Source organism: Streptococcus alactolyticus (assembly GCF_042649785.1).
In the GTDB taxonomy this organism is placed as follows: Bacteria; Bacillota; Bacilli; order Lactobacillales; family Streptococcaceae; genus Streptococcus; species Streptococcus alactolyticus.
In genome coordinates this window covers 1-21,409 of the sequence record NZ_JBHRZX010000036.1, presented here as the reverse complement: position 1 = coordinate 21,409, position 21,409 = coordinate 1, and the positions used below count along the sequence as shown (strand labels likewise).

The 21,409-nt window shown below is 39.6% G+C and carries 23 protein-coding genes; all 23 read left to right on the top strand.

Features of this window, described 5'->3' with window-relative positions:
* The first annotated feature begins 13 nt into the window (after positions 1-13).
* The 23 genes from recJ to ACFORE_RS07015 all read left to right on the top strand — a co-directional run bounded on the left by recJ (position 14) and on the right by ACFORE_RS07015 (position 21,394).
* Entirely contained in the window at positions 14-2,212 is a 2,199-nt protein-coding gene (gene recJ / locus ACFORE_RS07125; RefSeq protein ID WP_380435074.1) for a single-stranded-DNA-specific exonuclease RecJ, read from the top strand.
* A gap of 278 nt (positions 2,213-2,490) precedes the next feature.
* Positions 2,491-3,468: a choloylglycine hydrolase gene (bsh, locus tag ACFORE_RS07120; RefSeq protein ID WP_154454284.1), complete on the top strand. Its 978-nt coding sequence runs from the start codon at positions 2,491-2,493 to the stop codon at positions 3,466-3,468.
* A gap of 101 nt (positions 3,469-3,569) precedes the next feature.
* Entirely contained in the window at positions 3,570-4,088 is a 519-nt protein-coding gene (locus tag ACFORE_RS07115; protein ID WP_154454283.1) for an adenine phosphoribosyltransferase, read from the top strand.
* Between the two features lie 103 nt (positions 4,089-4,191).
* Entirely contained in the window at positions 4,192-5,124 is a 933-nt protein-coding gene (gene metA, locus ACFORE_RS07110; RefSeq protein ID WP_264879599.1) for a homoserine O-acetyltransferase MetA, read from the top strand.
* Between the two features lie 53 nt (positions 5,125-5,177).
* On the top strand, positions 5,178-5,858 hold the full coding sequence (locus ACFORE_RS07105; RefSeq protein WP_380435073.1) for a DnaD domain-containing protein: 681 nt from the start codon (positions 5,178-5,180) through the stop codon (positions 5,856-5,858).
* Positions 5,855-6,508, top strand: a complete 654-nt coding sequence (gene nth, locus ACFORE_RS07100) for an endonuclease III (RefSeq protein ID WP_380435072.1) — start codon at positions 5,855-5,857, stop codon at positions 6,506-6,508. Before ACFORE_RS07105 ends, nth begins: the two co-directional genes overlap by 4 nt.
* A gap of 100 nt (positions 6,509-6,608) precedes the next feature.
* The gene (locus tag ACFORE_RS07095) at positions 6,609-7,295 is read left to right on the top strand and encodes a tRNA (adenine(22)-N(1))-methyltransferase (protein ID WP_380435071.1); all 687 of its coding nucleotides are present in this window, start codon (positions 6,609-6,611) and stop codon (positions 7,293-7,295) included.
* Entirely contained in the window at positions 7,282-8,070 is a 789-nt protein-coding gene (locus ACFORE_RS07090) for a Nif3-like dinuclear metal center hexameric protein (protein WP_154454278.1), read from the top strand. Before ACFORE_RS07095 ends, ACFORE_RS07090 begins: the two co-directional genes overlap by 14 nt.
* Before the next feature lie 111 nt (positions 8,071-8,181).
* Positions 8,182-9,051: a glucose-1-phosphate thymidylyltransferase RfbA gene (gene rfbA / locus ACFORE_RS07085; protein WP_154454277.1), complete on the top strand. Its 870-nt coding sequence runs from the start codon at positions 8,182-8,184 to the stop codon at positions 9,049-9,051.
* A complete protein-coding gene (locus ACFORE_RS07080) occupies positions 9,051-9,644 on the top strand; it encodes a dTDP-4-dehydrorhamnose 3,5-epimerase family protein (protein ID WP_154454276.1) in 594 nt (197 codons plus the stop codon). Before rfbA ends, ACFORE_RS07080 begins: the two co-directional genes overlap by 1 nt.
* Positions 9,645-9,777: 133 nt before the next feature.
* Positions 9,778-10,824, top strand: a complete 1,047-nt coding sequence (gene rfbB, locus ACFORE_RS07075) for a dTDP-glucose 4,6-dehydratase (RefSeq protein ID WP_154454275.1) — start codon at positions 9,778-9,780, stop codon at positions 10,822-10,824.
* 98 nt (positions 10,825-10,922) lie between these two features.
* Entirely contained in the window at positions 10,923-11,402 is a 480-nt protein-coding gene (locus ACFORE_RS07070; protein WP_154454274.1) for an NUDIX hydrolase, read from the top strand.
* 87 nt (positions 11,403-11,489) lie between these two features.
* The gene (locus tag ACFORE_RS07065; protein WP_380435070.1) at positions 11,490-12,674 is read left to right on the top strand and encodes an AI-2E family transporter; all 1,185 of its coding nucleotides are present in this window, start codon (positions 11,490-11,492) and stop codon (positions 12,672-12,674) included.
* The gene (locus tag ACFORE_RS07060) at positions 12,664-13,899 is read left to right on the top strand and encodes a tetratricopeptide repeat protein (RefSeq protein WP_264879602.1); all 1,236 of its coding nucleotides are present in this window, start codon (positions 12,664-12,666) and stop codon (positions 13,897-13,899) included. The genes ACFORE_RS07065 and ACFORE_RS07060 overlap by 11 nt, the downstream gene beginning before the upstream one ends.
* Positions 13,883-14,056: a sec-independent periplasmic protein translocation protein TatC gene (locus ACFORE_RS07055; RefSeq protein WP_154454271.1), complete on the top strand. Its 174-nt coding sequence runs from the start codon at positions 13,883-13,885 to the stop codon at positions 14,054-14,056. The genes ACFORE_RS07060 and ACFORE_RS07055 overlap by 17 nt, the downstream gene beginning before the upstream one ends.
* A 178-nt stretch (positions 14,057-14,234) precedes the next feature.
* Entirely contained in the window at positions 14,235-15,908 is a 1,674-nt protein-coding gene (gene alsS / locus ACFORE_RS07050) for an acetolactate synthase AlsS (protein ID WP_154454270.1), read from the top strand.
* A gap of 37 nt (positions 15,909-15,945) precedes the next feature.
* Entirely contained in the window at positions 15,946-16,665 is a 720-nt protein-coding gene (gene budA / locus ACFORE_RS07045; protein WP_154454269.1) for an acetolactate decarboxylase, read from the top strand.
* A 209-nt stretch (positions 16,666-16,874) separates the two neighbouring features.
* Entirely contained in the window at positions 16,875-17,351 is a 477-nt protein-coding gene (locus ACFORE_RS07040; protein ID WP_154454268.1) for a PTS sugar transporter subunit IIB, read from the top strand.
* An 11-nt stretch (positions 17,352-17,362) separates the two neighbouring features.
* Positions 17,363-18,157: a PTS mannose/fructose/sorbose/N-acetylgalactosamine transporter subunit IIC gene (locus ACFORE_RS07035; protein ID WP_154454267.1), complete on the top strand. Its 795-nt coding sequence runs from the start codon at positions 17,363-17,365 to the stop codon at positions 18,155-18,157.
* Positions 18,141-18,959, top strand: a complete 819-nt coding sequence (locus ACFORE_RS07030; protein WP_154454266.1) for a PTS system mannose/fructose/sorbose family transporter subunit IID — start codon at positions 18,141-18,143, stop codon at positions 18,957-18,959. The genes ACFORE_RS07035 and ACFORE_RS07030 overlap by 17 nt, the downstream gene beginning before the upstream one ends.
* A gap of 7 nt (positions 18,960-18,966) precedes the next feature.
* The gene (locus tag ACFORE_RS07025) at positions 18,967-19,389 is read left to right on the top strand and encodes a PTS sugar transporter subunit IIA (protein ID WP_154454265.1); all 423 of its coding nucleotides are present in this window, start codon (positions 18,967-18,969) and stop codon (positions 19,387-19,389) included.
* A 23-nt stretch (positions 19,390-19,412) separates the two neighbouring features.
* Positions 19,413-21,095, top strand: a complete 1,683-nt coding sequence (locus tag ACFORE_RS07020) for a glycoside hydrolase family 13 protein (RefSeq protein ID WP_154454264.1) — start codon at positions 19,413-19,415, stop codon at positions 21,093-21,095.
* Positions 21,096-21,232: 137 nt separating this feature from the next.
* Positions 21,233-21,394 carry a hypothetical protein gene (locus ACFORE_RS07015; protein ID WP_235280898.1) on the top strand — a complete coding sequence of 54 codons (162 nt, stop codon included), beginning with the start codon at positions 21,233-21,235 and terminating at the stop codon, positions 21,392-21,394.
* Positions 21,395-21,409: the final 15 nt, after the last annotated feature.

Here is a 21,409-nt window from a genome sequence, read left to right as displayed (position 1 = left end):
AAGTGAGAAGTGAATGATAACAAGTAAATACAATTGGAGAAATATTGAAAAAGAGCCAGATGATGGCTTTTTTGAAGTGACAAAAAAAGAAAATATAACGGCATTAGCCAGCAAAATCCTATACAGTCGTGGCGTTGACAACGACGAAAAACTAGCTCAATTTTTATCGAATGATTTGTCACAACTTCACGATCCATATCTTTTGCACGATATGGACAAGGCAGTTGCCCGCATTCGTCAAGCTATTGAAAATTATGAACAAATCTTGGTTTATGGTGACTATGATGCCGACGGGATGACCAGCGCTAGTATCATGAAAGAAGCGTTGGAAATGCTTGGAGCTGAGGTTCAAGTCTATCTTCCTAACCGATTTGTTGATGGTTATGGACCAAATGAATCGGTTTATAAGTATTTCATCGAGCAACAACAGGTTTCTTTGATTATTACGGTGGATAATGGCGTAGCTGGACATGAAGCTATTAGCTATGCACAAAGTCAAGGAGTAGATGTCATTGTTACTGACCACCATGGCTTACCAGCAGAGCTTCCAGACGCATTTGCCATTGTACATCCAGAGTATCCAGAAGCTGACTATCCTTTTAAATATTTAGCAGGATGTGGTGTAGCCTTCAAAGTGGCTTGTGCCCTATTAGAATCCATCCCAACCGAAATGTTAGACTTGGTTGCTATCGGAACGATTGCCGATATGGTTAGTCTAACAGATGAAAATCGTATCATGGTCAAGGTTGGGCTTGAAATGCTCAAGCAGACCGAACGCATTGGTCTCATGGAGCTTATGAAAGTATCTGATATTGACATGTCAGATGTTAATGAGGAAACTGTTGGGTTTAAAATTGCGCCGCAGCTAAATTCTCTTGGTCGTCTAGATGATCCAAATCGAGCTATTGAATTATTGACTGGTTTTGATGATGAAGAAGCGCTAAGTATTGCGCAAATGATTAATGCCAAGAATGAAGAACGTAAAGAAATTGTTCAAAAAATTTACGATGAAGCCATGGGCATGGTTGATCTTGACAAGCCTGTGCAGGTGTTGGCAAAAGAAGGCTGGCACCCGGGTGTTCTAGGAATTGTCGCTGGTCGTATTTTGGAGCACATTGCTCAGCCAGTTATTGTCTTAAACATTGAAGACGATATGGCAAAAGGCTCTGCAAGAAGTATTGAGGCAATCAATATCTTCCATGCACTTGATGACCACCGTGATTTATTTGAAGCTTTTGGTGGACATGCTGGTGCTGCAGGAATGACCTTGCCAGTTGATAACTTAGAGCAATTATCACAAGTTTTATGTGATTACATTGCTGAAAATGATATTAATTTAGCTCAGAAAAAGACTTTGATCATTGATGAAGTGCTGGACTTGTCAGAAATTGATTTAGACACTGTTAAAAGTCTTGAGAAGATCGCACCTTTTGGGATGGATAATGCTAAGCCAGTCTTTGAAATCAAAGACCTTACCGTTAAACAAGCACGTACCATGGGGCAAAATGGTGCTCACTTGAAATTAAAAATTGCTCAAGGAAGTACGGCGGTTGACCTTGTTGCCTTTAACCAAGGTCATTTGGTACAAGAATTCCAGCAAGCGCAGAACCTGTGCCTTGCCGTTACTTTGTCAATCAACAAATGGAACGGGCAAACCACAGTTCAGTTGATGCTTGAAGACGCGCGTGTTGACGGCGTTCAGTTGATTGATATTCGTTCCAAAAATGCCAGTCTTCCTGAACGTGTTCCTGTTTTGAGTGAAGACACCAGTGCCAGTGAAGTGGTTGTACTAGATATTCCTGATAAGGCTGAAGAACTCAAATCCCTTTTTGTTGGTCGACAATTTGATGCCGTTTACTTTAAAAATCACATTAAACGAGCTTATTATTTGACTGGCTATGGAACTCGTGAACAATTTGCTAAGTTGTATAAAACGATTTATCAATTCCCTGAATTTGATGTTCGTTACAAGCTGAAAGAATTGAGTCATTATCTTAATATTCCTGATATTCTTTTGGTCAAAATGATTCAAATTTTTGATGAATTGGATTTTGTAACCATCACAGATGGAGTAATGGTCGTCAATAAAGGTGCTGAGAAACGCAGCATTTCTGATAGTAAAATTTATCAAGATCTTAAGCAAGAAGTGAAATTTCAAGAGCTCATGGCACTTGGAACGCCACAAGAAATTTATGACTGGTTGATGAACTAGACTAAAAAGTTACGTTGCTTAGCTCAGCGTAGCTTTTTTAGTTTTTTCATAGAAAACGTTTACTTAAAAATTGAAAACTTTTTTAATTGAAAAATTTTTTAATTGGAACTATAATGAGACTACAAAGTTGTAGATGACTTTTAAAGTATTTTTTATAGTTCAAATTGAAAACTTTTTTAATTGAAAAATTTTTTAATTGGAAAATTTTTTAATTGGAACTATAATGAGACTACAAAGTTGTAGATGACTTTTAAAGTATTTTTTAAAGGAGTTTTTTTATGTGTACTGCAATTACTTATACAACTAAAGATAATTACTTTGGTCGAAATCTTGATTTGGACTTTTCTTACAATGAAACGGTAACGATTTGTCCTCGAAATTATCCTTTTTCGTTTAGACACCAAGGAGAAAATAACAGCCATTTTGCCATGATTGGAATGGCAACGGTAGTGGATGATTACCCACTTTATTACGAAGCAGTTAATGAAAAAGGTTTAGGAATGGCAGGTTTGAATTTCCCTGAAAATGCCGACTATAAAGAAGTAGCAGAAGGGAAAGACAACCTTGCATCTTTTGAATTGGTTCCATGGTTCTTATCACAATGCCAATCTGTTGCTGAAGTTAAGAAACTTTGCCAAAATCTTAACGTCACAAATGAAGCATTTAGTGATGATTTTCCACCAAGTCCCTTGCACTGGTTGATTGCAGACCGCAATGAAGCTATTGTGTTGGAATCTGTGGCTAGTGGTCTTAAGGTTTATGATAACCCAACAGGTGTTTTGACAAATAACCCAACTTTTGATAAACAATTATTCAATTTAAACAATTATCGTCACGTTTCTCCAAAAGTTTCTGACAATCTCTTTTCTACAGAAATTACCTTAGACACTTATAGCCGAGGAATGGGAGGCCTTGGTTTGCCTGGTGATTTGTCATCAATGTCACGCTATGTTAAGGCAGCCTTTACTAAATTAAATTCAGTAGCAGAAGATACAGAAGTATCTAGTGTTAACCAGTTCTTCCATATTTTGAAATCCGTTGAACAACAAAAAGGGTTATGTTACGTAGATGAAAGCGGCAAATACGAATACACCATTTACAGTTCATGTATCAACACAGAAAAAGGTATTTATTACTACACAACTTACGATAATTCACAGATTACAGCTGTCGATATGCATAAGGAAAATTTGGATAATAACAAGTTAGTTACTTATCCATTGATTAAAGATTGGCAAGTGAATTATCAAAATTAAGGTCTTGAAAATTTATTACCTAAATCCCCTTCTTTTTTCGAAAAATATGCTATAATAAAATGTAAAACATTTTTTGGCAAAAAGCCCATAGAAAGAAGAAAATGGATTTAAGAAATTATATTGCTTCAATTGAAAATTACCCAGAAGAAGGGATTACTTTTCGTGACATTTCGCCTCTAATGGCAGATGGAAATGCGTACAGCTACGCCATCCGTGAAATTGTTCAATACGCAACAGACAAGAAAATCGATATGATTGTTGGGCCTGAGGCGCGTGGTTTTATCGTTGGTTGCCCAGTTGCTTTTGAACTTGGTATTGGTTTTGCGCCAGTACGTAAACCAGGTAAATTGCCTCGCGAAGTAATTTCAGCAGATTACGAAAAAGAATACGGAGTGGATACTTTATGTATGCACGCAGATGCCATCAAACCAGGTCAACGTGTTCTTATCGTGGATGACCTCCTTGCAACAGGTGGTACCGTTAAAGCGACCATTGAAATGGTTGAACGCCTTGGTGGCGTAGTTGCTGGTTGTGCCTTCTTGATTGAATTGGATGGTCTTAATGGTCGTAAAGCTATTGAAGGTTACGATACCAAAGTCTTGATGAACTTCCCAGGTTAATTATAGTTATTAGTTATAACTACATAAAGAATTTATATAATTGAAAACTATATCTCCATGTTTTATAATATGATTTAACATATTATAGAATGGAGATATTTTCATGCCAATAAAACTTGATCGCGAACTACCTGTATTAGACATTTTGCGCAAAGAGAATGTCTTTATTATGGACAATAAACGGGCAAATCACCAAGATATCCGCCCTATTCGTTTTTTGATTGTCAATTTAATGCCGACAAAGGAAACTACCGAGTTGCAATTATTGCGTTTATTGGCTAATACTCCCTTGCAAATCAATATTGACTTTTTGTATATGCGCAGCCATCATTCCAAAAACACAGCCAAAAGTCATCTCGAAACCTTTTACAAGACCTTTGAGGATGTGAAGGACAATTATTATGATGGCTTGATTGTGACGGGCGCCCCTGTTGAAACCCTTCGATATGAAGAGGTGGATTATTGGGAGGAGTTGTGTCAGATATTTGATTGGGCTAAAAGTCATGTGTACTCAACCTTACACCTGTGTTGGGGCGCGCAAGCAGGCTTGTATTACAAATACGGCATTCCTAAGGCACCGCTTCCACAGAAATTGTCAGGTATTTTTGCTCAGACGATTGAAGCACCGTCAAATCCTTTGGTGCGTGGCTTTGATGATGTGTTTATGGCACCCCATTCACGCCATACAGAAGTGACGCGTGCGGCGATTGAGCAGGTGGAACACCTTGAGATCGTTGCTTCAGGGAAAGAAGTCGGCGTTTCCATTGTGGCCAGTAAAGATTTGCGGGAAGTTTACAGTTTTGGGCATTTGGAGTATGATAGAGGTACTCTTGATTGGGAATACCAGCGTGATGTCAAAGCTGGAAAAGAACCCCACTTGCCGGCGCATTATTATATCAATGATGACCCTAGTCAAGCCATACCAATGCAGTGGAATTTAGCCGCAACGACTTTCTTTAGCAACTGGATTAACTATGCCGTTTACCAAGAAACCCCTTATTTATTAGAACAGTTGGGAGAATCTGCAGGTATTTAGGGCGATAAAGCCAAATAAACAATAAAGGAGATTCTCTTTTTAGAGACAGTGTCATGAGTTTTTTAGACAATTTTAAATCGGGCAATTTGGTTTTGCCAAGTGCTCTGCTATTTCATTATAAGGATATTTTTAAAAGCGCCGATGATTTTGTGATTTGGCAATTTATTTATTTGCAAAACACTACAAAAATGGAGGATTTGGCGCCTAGTCAGATAGCTGCTGCCTTAAATAAAACCGTGGCTGAGGTCAATAGTACCATTTCAGATTTGACGGCTCAGGGGCTTTTGGATATGAAAACCATTGAGCTGGGCAATGAGATTGAAGTGCTTTTTGATGCTAGCCCCGTTTTAGCCCGCTTGGATCAATTGCAAGATCAAGCTAATACAACCCCAGAAAAGCAAGCTTCTGACAATCCGATCAAAACCTTGGTTGAGGATTTTGAGCGCGAATTGGGTCGGATGCTTAGCCCCTTTGAATTGGAGGATTTGCAGCAAACCATTCGTGAGGACCAAGTGGATCCTGATTTGGTTCGGGAAGCCTTGCGTGAAGCGGTTTTCAATGGTAAAACCAACTGGAGATACATTACGGCTATTTTGCGTAATTGGCGCCGTGAGGGCATTACCACTGTGCGTCAAGTTGAGGAAAATCGCAAGGAGCGTGAAGGTGGCAAAACCAACAAAGTATTCGTATCAGATGACTTTTTGTCAGCAATGGATTTATGGAGTGGCTCATGAGATTAGGTAGAGAACGTTTGCGCAAGATCTTGGTCATTATTGGTGAGATGTATCCTGATGCACACTGTGAATTAGACTATCAAACCCCTTTTCAATTATTGGTGGCTGTGATTTTATCAGCACAGACAACAGATAAATCGGTCAATAAGGTAACCCCTCAGTTGTGGCAACATTACCCCACTATCGCGGATTTGGCTGCGGCAAATGTGGTCGATGTTGAAAATGATTTGAGAACGATTGGGCTCTATAAAAACAAGGCTCGTAATATTGTAAAAACGGCGCGAGCTGTTTTGCAGGATTTTGACGGCGTGGTACCTAAGACGCACAAGGAACTAGAAAGCCTGCCAGGAGTGGGGCGCAAGACTGCCAATGTTGTTTTGGCAGAGATTTACAAAGTGCCTTCCCTTGCCGTAGATACCCATGTTTCTCGTGTTGCTAAGCGCCTTAATATCTCAGCACAAGACGCGAGTGTAACTGAAATTGAGCATGATTTGATGAAGAAAATTCCTAAAAGGGATTGGATTGTGACACATCATCGCTTGATTTTCTTTGGGCGTTACTTTTGCCTAGCCAAAAATCCTAAGTGTGCGATTTGCCCAGTCCAAAGTTACTGCAAATACTACAAGGATCATGTTAAAAATACCAAGTAAAAAGCTGATATTCAGCTTTTTTATATTGCCATCGCTTTTTGTAAGCCGGGTGCCTTTTTGATATAATAATGTGGTGAATGAAGATTTAGAAGGAAGACTTATGCAGACAGTATTATCACAACGTTTGGCGGCTGTGGCAGAATTTGTACCGCAGGGCGCACGTTTATTAGATGTGGGAAGTGACCATGCCTACTTGCCCATTGCTTTGATTGAAGACAATACCATTTCCTTTGCTCTTGCTGGTGAAGTGGTCAAGGGACCTTATGAATCAGCCCTTCATAATGTGGCTAACGCTGGCTTGAATGACAAGATAGCTGTTCGTTTGGCCAATGGTTTGGCAGCATTTGAGCCAGAAGATAAGGTGGATGTTATTACGATTTGTGGCATGGGTGGTGGCCTGATTGAGGAGATTTTAGCAGCAGGAAAAGCAAAATTAGCTAGCGTTGAACGCTTGATTTTACAACCCAATAACCGTGAAGATGAATTGCGTGCCTGGTTGATGACCAATGGATTTAAATTGGTTGCTGAACACATCATGACCGAAAACGATAAGTATTACGAAATTATGGTAGTCGAACACGGTCACATGCATTTATCAGCCGAAGACTTGCGCTTTGGACCATTTCTCATGCAAGCCAAATCGCCTGTTTTTTGTGCTCGCTGGGAACGTGAACTGGCCAAACTGGAACTGGCTTTGTCTCATATTCCTGAAAATCGTGTGGCTGACCGCACTGCTATGATTCAAAAAATAGATGCCATTAAGGAGGTTATCCATGAAAGCAAGTGATCTTATTGCCCGTTACGAAGCCTATTGCCCGCAAGCATTATCTATGGAGGGTGACATTTCAGGCTTGCAAATAGGGACCTTGGACAAGGATATCAACCGCGTGATGGTAGCTCTCGATGTCCGTGAAACAACAGTTGCGGAAGCTATTGCTAAAAATGTGGATTTGATCATTGTCAAACACGCTCCTATTTTTAAACCACTTAAAGATTTGGTGGCAACAGCTCAAAACCAGATTTACTTGGATTTAATCAAACACGACATCGCTGTTTACGTCAGTCATACCAATATTGATATTGTGCCAGATGGATTAAATGATTGGTTTTGCGAACGTTTGGGGATTACAAATACAGAAATATTGATTCCGACCAAAGACGGGTATGGTATCGGGCGCATTGGCACGATTAAAGAGCAGGCTTTTTCAGATTTTGCCTTGACTGTGAAGGAGGCCTTTCACTTGGATAGTGTGCGTTTGGTGGCTTATGGCAATCAGGACCAGCTGATTAACCGTGTGGCTGTTTGCGGTGGCAGTGGTCAAAGTTTTTACCACGATGCTTTAGCCAAAGGGGCACAAGTTTACATCACAGGCGATATTTATTATCACACTGCACAAGAAATGATTACCAATGGTTTGATGGCTATTGACCCAGGTCACCACATCGAAGTGTTATTTATTGAAAAAGTCATCGAAAAATGCGAAACTTGGAAAGCTGAGCAAGACTGGGATGTCACATTTATCGCCAGTCAAGCCCCAACGAATCCGTTTTACCATTTGTAAATGTGAAGGACAAGTAAGGTAAGTCCAGTGTAAAATCTAGAAACTTAGTGACGGCATTTGAAAAAAATGATAGAATAGGATTGAATAATTAATGTAAGAGGGAGACCTAGTATGAAAGGTATTATTCTAGCAGGAGGTTCAGGGACTCGTTTGTACCCTTTGACTCGTGCAGCTTCAAAACAACTTATGCCAGTGTATGATAAACCAATGATTTATTACCCACTATCTACACTGATGTTGGCAGGGATTCGTGATATCCTAATCATTTCAACGCCAACAGATATCCATCGTTTTGAAGAATTACTTGGTGATGGTTCAGAATTCGGTATTTCATTGACTTATGCTGTGCAACCAAGTCCAGATGGTTTGGCTCAAGCCTTTATCATCGGTGAAGAATTTATCGGTGATGACAATGTTGCTCTTATCTTGGGTGACAACATCTACCATGGACCAGGACTTAGCAAAATGCTTCAAAAAGCAGCCAGCAAGGAAAAAGGTGCTACTGTCTTTGGTTACCAAGTAAAAGATCCAGAACGTTTTGGTGTGGTTGAATTTGATGAAAACCGAAATGCTATTTCAATCGAGGAAAAACCAGAACATCCGAAATCTCACTATGCTGTCACAGGTCTTTATTTCTATGACAATGACGTGGTTGAGATTGCTAAAAACATCAAACCAAGTGCGCGTGGCGAACTTGAAATCACAGATGTTAACAAAGTTTACCTTGAACGTGGCGACCTTTCTGTTGAAGTGATGGAACGTGGCTTTGCTTGGCTTGATACAGGAACACACGAAAGCCTTTTGGAAGCAGCCCAATACATTGAAACCGTGCAACGTATGCAAAACCTTCAAGTTGCTAACTTGGAAGAAATTGCTTACCGTATGGGTTACATCACAAGGGAAGATGTGCACAATCTCGCACAACCATTGAAGAAAAACGAATACGGTAAATACTTGCTTCGTTTGATTGGAGAAGAATAATGACAGAACAATTTTTTGGTAAAGCTTTAGCTGCACGTCCTATCGAAGCCATCCCAGGAATGATTGAATTTGATATTCCTGTGCATGGCGACAACCGTGGTTGGTTCAAAGAAAACTTCCAAAAAGAAAAAATGGTACCGCTTGGTTTTCCAGAATCATTCTTTGCAGAAGGCAAATTGCAAAATAATGTCAGCTTTTCACATAAAAATGTTTTGCGTGGGCTTCATGCAGAACCATGGGATAAATACATCTCAGTAGCTGATGAAGGAAAAGTCCTTGGTTCATGGGTTGACTTGCGTGAAGGCGACAGCTTTGGTCATGTGTATCAAACCGTTATCGATGCTTCAAAAGGGATTTTCGTTCCTCGCGGCGTTGCCAATGGTTTCCAAGTCTTGTCTGATAAAGTGTCATACAGCTACTTGGTTAATGACTACTGGGCTTTAGAATTAAAACCTAAATATGCCTTTGTTAACTACGCCGACCCAACTTTGGGCATCAAATGGGAAAACTTGGAAGAAGCGGAAGTGTCTGAAGCAGACAAAAACCACCCATTATTAAAAGACGTTAAACCACTAAGCAAAGACGATTTGTAATACCAAATAAAAATAAATCAGAAAGGAATGTTCCGTTTTTTAAAAACAGAACACGGGACTAAATCTCTGAGAAAAGATGTTCTATTTTCTACGAGATTTTGCACAAGCAAAATGTCCCTTTGTATCTTAAATTATGTCAGAATACAAAAATATCATCGTAACTGGTGGCGCTGGGTTCATCGGTTCAAATTTCGTACATTATGTTTATAATAATCATCCAGACGTTCATGTGACAGTCCTTGACAAACTCACTTACGCTGGTAACCGTGCTAACCTAGAAGAAATTCTAGGTGATCGTGTTGAATTGGTTGTTGGCGATATTGCCGATGCTGAATTGGTGGATAAATTAGCAGCAAAAGCGGATGCTATTGTTCACTATGCGGCTGAAAGCCACAACGATAACTCATTGAAGGACCCAAGCCCATTTATCCACACTAACTTTGTTGGAACGTACACTTTGTTGGAAGCTGCTCGTAAATATGATATTCGTTTCCACCATGTATCAACAGATGAAGTGTACGGTGACCTTCCTCTTCGTGAAGACCTTCCAGGACATGGTGAAGGTCCAGGTGAAAAATTCACAGCAGAAACAAACTACAACCCAAGTTCACCTTACTCATCAACCAAAGCTGCTTCAGATTTGATTGTTAAAGCTTGGGTACGTTCTTTCGGTGTGAAAGCAACTATTTCTAACTGTTCAAACAACTACGGACCATACCAACACATCGAAAAATTCATTCCACGTCAAATCACGAACATCTTGTCAGGTATTCGACCAAAACTTTACGGTGATGGTAAAAACGTTCGTGATTGGATTCACACCAACGACCATTCGACTGGTGTTTGGGCTATCTTGACTAAAGGACGTATCGGTGAAACTTACCTTATCGGTGCTGATGGTGAAAAGAATAACAAAGAAGTTCTTGAACTTATCCTTGAAAAAATGGGTCAACCAAAAGACGCTTACGACCACGTTACAGACCGTGCAGGTCACGACCTTCGTTACGCGATTGACTCAACAAAACTTCGTGAAGAACTTGGATGGGAACCACAATTCACAAACTTTGAAGAAGGACTTGAAGACACGATCAAATGGTACACTGACCATGAAGATTGGTGGAAAGCAGAAAAAGACGCTGTTGAAGCGAAATACGCTAAAATGCAACAAGTCATCAAATAATCACAGTCTAGCATCCTATCACACTGTTGGTAGGGTGTTTTTTGCGTTTGACAAGATGAGAATATCAGAAAATACGCCAAACATGAGAGGAAATCACAATGACTAAACTAGCCACCATTTGTTACATTGACAATGGCCAAGCCTTGTTATTATTGCATCGAAATAAAAAGCCAAACGACGTCCATCACGGGAAATGGATTTCAGTAGGTGGAAAATTGGAAGCGGGTGAAACGCCTGATGAGTGTGCCAAACGTGAGATTTTTGAGGAAACGCATTTAACGGTTAAAAAAATGGATTTCAAAGGTGTGATTACGTTTCCAGAATTCACCCCAGGTCATGACTGGTACACTTATGTCTTTAAGGTCACTGATTTTGAGGGAGAATTGATTTCAGATGAGGAATCAAAAGAGGGTACTTTAGAATGGGTACCTTATGATAAAGTGCTCTCAAAACCAACCTGGGAAGGGGATTATGAGATGTTCAAATGGATTTTGGATGATGTGCCCTTCTTTTCAGCAAAATTTGTCTATAACGACCAGCAAGAATTGGTTGATAAAGAGGTTATTTTTTACGACTGAGCTACTTTGCTTAAATGTGGTTATTTTGCTCAAAAATGCTATAATGGTGTCTAAGTAGGATTATAGTGGTTTGGAAAGGAATACGTTATGCATCAGCAAGATGAAAAGAAATTTTCAGATTCTTGGTTTTTTAAGTGGTTTTTAGACAATCAAGCTGTGGTTGCTGTTTTAGTCACTTTCTTGGTGTTTTTGACCATTTATCTCTTTACCAAGATTTCATTTTTATTTACAACCTTAGTCTCAGTGGTTGCTGTAATCATGCTGCCTTTGGTTATTTCAGGCCTTCTTTATTACCTCATTAAGCCACTGGTGAGCTTCATTGAACGGCGCGGTGTCAATCGTACGGTGTCGATTTTCATTGTCTTTGCCATTATTGCAGCCCTTTTGGTTTGGGCGGTAGCCAGCTTCATTCCGATGATTGAAACTCAGCTGACTTCTTTTGTCGAAAATCTCCCAAATTATGTGAGAAGCATCAACCATGAAGTCAATAAATTATTGGATAGCCCTTGGTTACTGGCTTATCAAAAAGAATTGAGTGATATGGTGTCTAATATTGGAACCAAAGCCGTTGATTATGCAGAAAGTTTTTCTAGAAATGCCATTGATTTGGCATCTACTTTTGCAGGCACCTTTGCCCGTGTGACCGTAGCAATTATCATGTCACCGTTCATTTTGTTTTACTTTCTACGTGACAGTAGCAAGATGAAGGAAGCTTTGATTCAAGCCCTTCCTACCAGAACACGTCAACCAATTTCGCGTGTTTTGGGAGACATTAACAAACAATTGGCTGGTTACGTTCAAGGTCAGGTAACCGTTGCTATTGTGGTTGGGATTATGTTTGCCGTCTTTTTTAACATCATAGGCCTTCGCTACGCAGCGACCTTTGGGATTTTGGCAGGCTTTTTGAACATGGTTCCTTATTTGGGAAGTTTTCTAGCCATGGTTCCTGTTGTGATTATGGGAATTGTGCAAGGACCGATTATGTTAGTCAAGGTTCTGATTGTGTTTGCAATTGAGCAGACTATTGAAGGGCGTTTTGTATCCCCATTGGTTTTGGGTAGCCGCTTGAACATTCACCCCATCACCATTATGTTTATTTTGTTGACGGCTGGAGCCCTGTTTGGCGTGTGGGGCGTCTTTTTAGGGGTGCCATTGTACGCTTCGGCTAAAGTTATTGTGATCGAAATTTTTGCGTGGTACAAGCGTGTCAGTGGTTTGTACGAAGAATTGAAGGAAGAAGAAGGAGGACAAGTAGCCGAACATGCTGAATAGTGAAAAAATGGTAGTGTCCATCCAAAATCAAGATTTGGAGCATGCCAATAAATATTTCAAAAAAGCTTTAAAGGAAGATGACGATGAGGCATTGCTTGAGTTAGCGGAATATCTTGAAAGCATTGGTTTTTTAAATCAAGCAAAAACCATCTATGAAAAAGAGCGTGCGTCTTTCCCTGAGGTCAATATCAATCTCGCACAGATTGCGGCTGAGGATGGTGATATTGAGGCAGCTTTTACTTATTTGGATGCCATTTCACCTGATAGTGACGCTTATTTGTCGGCTTTATTGGTGATGGCGGACATTTACGATATGGAAGGTTTGGCGGATGTGGCGCGTGAAAAACTCTTGTTAGCCTCTCAAATCAGCGACGATCCTTTGGTGACTTTTGGATTAGCAGAAATCGAAATGGAATTGGGTCATTTTTCAGAAGCCATCAAGGAATATGCCAAATTGGATAACCGCGATGTCCTAGAAATGACAGGTATTTCAACCTACCAACGCATCGGTAAAGCTTATGCTAGCCTTGGTAAATTTGAAGCAGCCGTTGAATTTTTGGAAAAAGCCATTGAAATCGAATACGACAATGAAACGGTCTTTGAATTGGCAACCATTTTGTATGACCAAGACGAATTCCAAAAAGCCAATACCTACTTCAAACAATTGGACACCATGGACCCTGATTTTCAAGGGTATGAATACGTTTATGCCCTTTCCTTGCACGAAGAAAACAAGACTGAAGAAGCCTTGCGTATGGCACAAAAAGGAATCAGCAAAAATGCGTTTGATGATCGCTTGTTGTTATTAGCCTCACAATTAGCTTATGAATTGCACGATGCTGCTCAATCCGAAAGTTATTTGCTCAGTGCTAAAGAGGTCGCAGAAGACGAAGAAGAAGTCTTGATGCGTTTGACCAATTTGTATTTAGAGGAAGAACGCTATGAAGACGTCATCGCCTTTGCCAAAGAGCCCATTGATAATGTGTTGACCAAATGGAATATCGCCAAAGCCTATCAAGGTCTAGAAGCTGACAAAAAAGCCTTGGCCTTGTACAATGACTTGGCTGCAGATTTGGGCGAAAACCCAGAATTCTTGCATGATTATGCCTACATTTTGCGAGAATTTGGGCAAAAAGAGCATGCGCATCAAGTGGCTAAACATTATCTGACCTTGGTTCCTGATGATGTCAATATGGTGGAATTTTTACATGAAGATGAATTTTAGAGATTTGCTGATTAGCAATCTGATTACGGTTATCACGATTTTTATTTTATTGATGTTCTTTGACCAAAGCGGCGAACCCGTGCGCAATATTATCCTTGTGTTTGCTGGCTTTGTAGTGATGACTATTTACGATTTTATCAGAACAAGGCAAAAGTAGCCCAAACCAGTGACTCTTTGTCTCTTTTAATCGGTGGTGAAGAGTCCTTTTGTTTTTATGTTAAAAGAAAAATTTCACAAGTATTTATTCACAAAGTCTGTCAAAAACTATGATATAATTGACTTATATTTGTGAAATATCGAAAAAATATTATAAAATAAAAGAGATGGGGGAGCTAATGAGCGAGAATAAGCAATATGGGGCAGACTTGATTGTTGATAGCCTTATTAATCATGATGTGGAGTATATTTTCGGAATTCCTGGAGCTAAGATTGACCGTGTCTTTGACACGCTGGAGGATAAGGGACCGAAATTGATTGTGGCGCGTCATGAGCAAAATGCTGCTTTTATGGCGCAAGGTATTGGACGCATGACAGGTAATCCTGGTGTGGTCATTACCACCAGCGGTCCAGGGGTTTCCAATTTAGCGACGGGCTTAGTAACGGCAACAGATGAGGGCGACCCTGTTTTGGCTATTTCTGGGCAAGTGAAACGTTCTGATTTGTTGAAACGCTCGCACCAATCCATGAAAAACGTTGCCATGATGGAGCCTGTCACCAAATATGCTGTGGAAGTCAATGACCCAAATACTTTGTCAGAAACCATCGCCAACGCCTATCGTGAAGCAAAATCAGGCAAACCTGGAGCTAGTTTTGTATCTATTCCACAAGATGTGACCGATAGTTTGGTGTCTGTCAAAGCCATCAAGCCACTTACTGACCCTAAATTGGGTTCTGCTTCCGTGGATGACATCAATTATTTGGCACAAGCCATTCGCAATGCGCAACTACCTGTTCTTTTGTTGGGAAATGGTGCCTCAACGAGCAAGGTAACGCAAGCCATTCGTCAATTGTTGACTGCTGTCAAATTGCCAGTTGTTGAAACGTTCCAAGGCGCAGGAATTGTTTCGCGTGAACTAGAAGAAGATACTTTCTTTGGCCGTGTCGGTCTTTTCCGCAACCAACCAGGTGATATGTTGCTCAAAAAAGCGGATTTGGTGATTGCTATTGGCTATGACCCAATCGAATACGAGGCACGCAACTGGAATGCTGAAATTTCAGCTCGCATCATTGTGATTGACGTAGCTCAGGCTGAAATTGACACTTATTTCCAACCTGAGCGTGAATTGATTGGTGATATTGCTGATACGATTCAACTCTTGTTGCCAGCCATCAACGGTTATTCCTTGCCAAAAACATCGGTGGCTTACCTGCAAAACCTTAAGAAAAACGTTGTCGAAGATGTGAAATTTGACCGAAAAACAAAAGACGGTTTGGTGCACCCACTAGATGTTATTGATGTTTTGCAAGACAACACCACAGATGACATGACCGTAACTGTTGACGTGGGAAGTCACTACATTTGGACGGCGCGTTATTTCAAATCTTATGAGCCGCGTCACCTGCTCTTTTCAAATGGGATGCAGACACTGGGAGTTGCTTTGCCATGGGCTATTTCAGCGGCCCTGATACGCCCTAACACCACGATTATTTCAATATCAGGCGACGGAGGTTTCCTCTTTTCTGCCCAAGAATTAGAAACGGCTGTGCGCTTCCAATTGCCGATCATTCATTTGATTTGGAATGATGGCAAATACAACATGGTTGAATTCCAAGAAGAAATGAAATACGGGCGTTCTTCTGGCGTTGATTTTGGTCCGGTTGATTTTGTCAAATACGCTGAAAGTTTCGGTGCCAAAGGTTATCGTGTTGACGGCAAAGAATCCTTTGAACAGACCTTAAAACAAGTCTTGGAAGAAGTCAAACACGGTCCGATTTTGATTGATATTCCTATTGATTATAAGGACAATATCAAGCTAGGTGAAACCATTTTGCCGGATGAATTTTATTGATAAACGGTAAGGATGTTAGGAAAGAAAGTGAAGTAAAATGTCAGACGTTATTAAACTATTTCAATACAATACCTTAAGTGCTTTGATGGCGGGGCTTTACGGTGGAACAATGACCATCGGCGAGCTTTTGCAGCACGGTGATTTGGGAATTGGAACGCTGGATTCGATTGATGGTGAGTTGATTATTCTTGATGGTAAGGCCTATCAAGCCAAAGGTTCTAACGGCAAAGCAGAAGTGGTAGAGGTTTCTGATGATGTGACCGTTCCCTATGCTGCTGTCGTTTTTCATCAAGCAGAAGTGATTTTTAAACAACGCTTTGAAATGACCGATACCGAGCTCAAAAGACGTATCGAGTCTTATTATGACGGGCAAAACCTCTTCCGTTCCATTAAAATCAAAGGGAATTTTTCAAAAATGCACGTTCGCATGATTCCAAAATCAGCTCCTAATATTAAGTTTGCAGACGTTGCCACAAGACAACCAGAGTACACCTGTGAGAACATTTCAGGAACGATTGTAGGGATTTGGACCCCAGAGATGTTCCACGGCGTTAGTGTGGCAGGCTACCACTTGCATTTTATCTCTGATGATTTGACCTTTGGCGGCCACATCATGGACTTTACCATCACAGAAGGCATTGTCGAAGTTGGCCCCGTTGACCAATTAGACCAACGCTTCCCAGTTCAAGACCGAAAATACCTCTTTGCAACCTTCAATATTGATGATTTGAAAGAAGATATTGAAAAAAGTGAGTGAGCTTTATATATGATTTATAGCATTACCTTTACCCATTTGGGTAGAAGGTAGTGCTCTTTTTTATTTCTTATCAAGTGGGAAAAAGTGTCATCGTTTAATACTTTTCCCAACCTCACTGACTAAGTTTCAGAATGCCTGAAATCTATTGTTTTCCCGTATTGATGTTGACAAAATAACCAATGTAAACGATAACAAAAGGAGAAAACATTATGTCAGTAGTATTAGCAAGAATCGATCAACGTCTTATTCACGGTATTGTCGTCACACAGTGGGCAGGATTTACCAAGGCCAAACGCCTTATGGTTGTCGATGATGATATTAGCAAAGATGAAGTTCAAAAGGCAGCTATGAGAATGAGTAAGCCAGCAGGAACAGGAATGTCTATCATCGATACAAACACAGCCATTACTAATTTTGCAGCAGGAAAATACGACAGTCACAACGTTTTTCTAATTGTCCGCCACCCTCAAACATTAGTTGACTTAGCTAAAGGAGGCGTAGCTATTCCTAAAGTTAATATCGGAATCATTTTTGATGGTCCTGGTAAGCAAACTGTTAAAAAGATGGTTTCAGTCAATGAGGAAGAAATCAGTGCTTTGAAAGAATTGGAAAATCTTGGCGTGGAAGTAACCTTCCATTTTGTTCCAAATGATGTTGAAGAACCAATGAGTAGCTACATTAATTGAGGTAGATCACTATGGATATTATTCAAGGCATTTTAATTATTTTACTATCATTTTGGGTCGTTTTGGATCAACAAGGGCTAGTCGTTGTGACTTGGTTTCCTATCATGGTGTCATTGTTTGTTGGTCTTATTATGGGCGATATGGAAACAGCCATGGTTATTGGTGGAACCTTCCAATTAATGTCGTTAGGTGTCGCAAATATTGGAGGCTCATCGGTTCCAAACTGGGGGTTGGCAGCATTGGTTGGTGGTTATGTCGCTATAAAGAGTACTAACAATATTGAAGATGCCAAAGCTGTTGCTCTGGCAGTAGGGGTTCCTGTTGGTATGTTAGGCATTCAACTAGATGTACTAGCTAAAATCCTAAATACTTATGTTGCACACTGGGCACAAAAGGCAGCAAATGCCAAACAATTTGATAAAATGAATCGCATCCTTTGGCTTGGTCCTCTTATTTTTGGGCTATCAATGGCGATTCCAACAGCTTTATGTGTATTGTTCAGTGAACAAATTGTTACGTTAATCTTGAATTATGTCCCTGATTGGGTGACAACTGGCCTAACGGTTGCTGGTAATATGCTTCCTGTTGTAGGGATTGCGTTGTTGTTACAAGTGATGCCAGCTAAAAAATACCTATCCCTATTGTTGATTGGATTTGTCTTAACGGCTTATCTTAGCCTACCAATTGTAGGGGTTTCTATCATTGGACTAGCTTTAGCTTATTACTACTTTACAACCACGACTCAAAAAGTCGCTACAACTAGTGCTAATACTGTAGAAGATATGGGAGATGATTTTGATGAGTAAGCAAAAAGATACCGTAACCACTAAAGACATTAATAAAGCAGCCTTTAGATACATGTTTATGGCTTGTAACACCTTCAATTATGAAACACAACAAGGACCAGCAGTTGTATTTGGATTAAATAAATTACTACGAAAAATTTACCCTGATGATAATGAATACCTAGCCTCTTTGAATAATCATTTTAAATATTTCAATACCACAACTTGGATGGCTAATATTTTGCTGGGGGCAAGTGTGGCAATGGAAGAAAAAGATGGGGCGGCTGCTCATGATGCGGTTCAAAGTTTTAAAACAGGGATGATGGGGCCTTTGGCAGGTATTGGTGATACCCTTGTTTGGGTTCTTTATCTAACCATCATTGGTTCTATATCTGCTTATATGGGACTAGAGGGAAATCCAACAGGAGCAATTGTCTGGCTTTTACTCAATCTGCTTTTCTTGTTATTCCGTTTTAAATTGTTTAACATCGGTTACAAATCAGGGATTAAGCTAGTAACAGCTTTAGGTGAACGCCTTAGTGTCTTTACAGAGGCAGCTTCCATCATGGGACTGACTGTTATTGGTGCCTTGGTAGCCTCTGTTGTCAAAATCGACGTTGCTACTGTTTTTAAAACAGGAGAAGTTTCCCTACCTTTACAAACAGAAGTGCTAGATAAAATCATGCCTTCGTTACTACCTGCTTTATTAACCGTAGCTGTCTATAAATTGATTGCAAGTAAAAAAGTATCTGTTATCCAAATTATTTTTGGTATTATTATCCTCTCAATTATATTATCTTATTTTGGAATTTTGAAAGCGTAGGTTATATATGGTTAAAGTTATTATTGCAAGTCATCATAAGTTAGCAGATGGTATGGGAGATACGTTAAAGTATCTCGTACCTTCTTTGACAGATATTGAAACCATCAGTGCTTATCTTGACAATGAGCCGATTGATTCGGCTGTTGAAGCAGCTTTAGGCCGTTGCCAAGATACAGAAGATGTTGTGGTTTTCACAGATTTATTAGGCGGTTCTGTCAATCAAGAATTTGTTAGACAATTAAAACCCAATGTTCACGTCATTGCAGGGATGAATTTACCTATTATCATGACTTTGTTGTTACAATTGGAAAATCAACCACTATCTGAAGAATTGATTACACAGAGTATTGAAGAGGCTAAAAATCAGATTATCTATGTGAATCAGTTTTTAAAAGAATCAGTTGATGATTTAGATGAAGATGAATTGTAAGTAGGATATAAAGGAAGAGCGTCATGGAGAAAGATTGGTGGAAACATAGCGTGGTCTATCAAGTGTACCCGCAAAGTTTTAAAGATAGCAATGCAGATGGTATTGGTGATTTAAAAGGAATAATCGAAAAACTTCCTTACTTAGCGACCCTTGGTATTGATGTCATCTGGTTAAATCCAATTTATGAGTCACCAGGAGTAGATAACGGGTATGACATTAGCGATTATTATAAGATTGATCCTAAATATGGGCAATTAGATGATTTAAAAACGTTATTGGAAGAAGCCCACAAAATAGGTATAAAGGTCATATTGGATTTAGTGGTTAATCACACTAGTGATAAGCACCGCTGGTTTGAAGAGTCTAAAAAAAGCCAAGACAATCCGTATTCAGACTATTATATTTGGAAAGATCCAAAGCCAGATGGCAGTGAGCCGACCAATTGGGGATCCACTTTTGGAGGTTCAGCTTGGGAATATGTTCCAGAAAGAAACCAGTATTACTTACATTGTTTTGCCAAGGAACAACCCGATTTAAATTGGGATAATCCAAAATTGCGTGAAGAGATTTTTCAGATGATAGATTGGTGGTTCCAATTTGGAATCGATGGGTTTAGGGTGGATGTGATTACGTTAATCAGTAAAGATCTAAACTATCCAGATGCCCCAGAATCTCTCCCTTATACTAAATCTTATTATATCGGTGCTTCAAATGGTCCTAGAGTTCATGAGTATTTGCACGAATTGAACGAAAAAGTATTAAAACGTTATGATGTGATGACCGTAGGTGAAGCGCCTAATACCAATGCTGATCAAGCCCTTCGTTACACCAAACCTGAAAATGAAGAGTTAAATATGGTGTTCCATTTTGACCATATGCATCTAGACTACGGTCGTTATGGCAAATTCTCTGATGTTCGTTTTAAATTAAGTGAATTAAAGAGAGTATTATCAAAGTGGCAAGATAAGTTAGCTGAAGGCTGGAATAGCTTATATTGGAGTAACCATGACCAACCTAGAGCTGTAACGCGTTTTGGTGACGACGGTGTATATCGTGTTGAATCTGCAAAAATGCTGGCTACTTTATTACATATGATGAAAGGGACTCCTTACATTTTTCAGGGAGAAGAGTTAGGTATGAAAAATGTTCCTTTTGAAAAAGTGGAAGACTATCAAGATATTGAGACGCAATATTTCTTGCAATTGATGAAAGAAAAAGGAGAGCCTGAAAGTTATATTAAAGAGTCGATGTATCTCAAATCAAGAGACAATGCTCGAACCCCTTTCCCTTGGAATGGGGATGCCAACGATGGCTATGGTTTTTCACCATCAAAACCTTGGATTGCTTATTCTAGCGATAATCAATTTATTAATGCTGAGTCAGCTTTAGAAGATGAAGGATCTGTTTTCTATTACTATAAACAACTAATTGCTTTGCGACATCAATTACCAATTATCGTTCACGGAGATTATGAACTAATTAATGAAAGCGATAGTAATGTGTATTCTTATTTGAGAACATACGAAAATCAGATGCTTCTTGTTGTGTGTTCTTTTGCTGATAAGCCGACTTATGTTGATCTTCCAAAAGAGTTGCTGGAACGCTCAGGGCGTTGTTTAATCCATAATTACCCCAAAGAGCCATCGTCATTAAATGTTAAACAAGAACTCCAACCTTATGAAGCTTTTGTCTATTTATTTGATTAATGAAATAAATACCTAAAGGGATAATGCGATGAGCATTGTCTTTTTTGGTATCGAAAATTTTTAGCAAATAGTATACAATATTGTTATATCAGTCGTTATGATTAAGCATGAAAGCATCAGTTTGTGGAGGGTTAGTCTTGAATTTTGAACAGTTAGTTGGGTTGCATTTCGATCACTTGTCGGAGTCTGAAAAGGATTTAGCAAGGTATATCATAGCTCATCAAGAGGATATTGCAGAATTAGGCTCTATAATTTCTGTAGTGGGTAAAACCACCGTGGAGATTATGGAGCCTTTTTGAGTGTAGAAAAAAAGT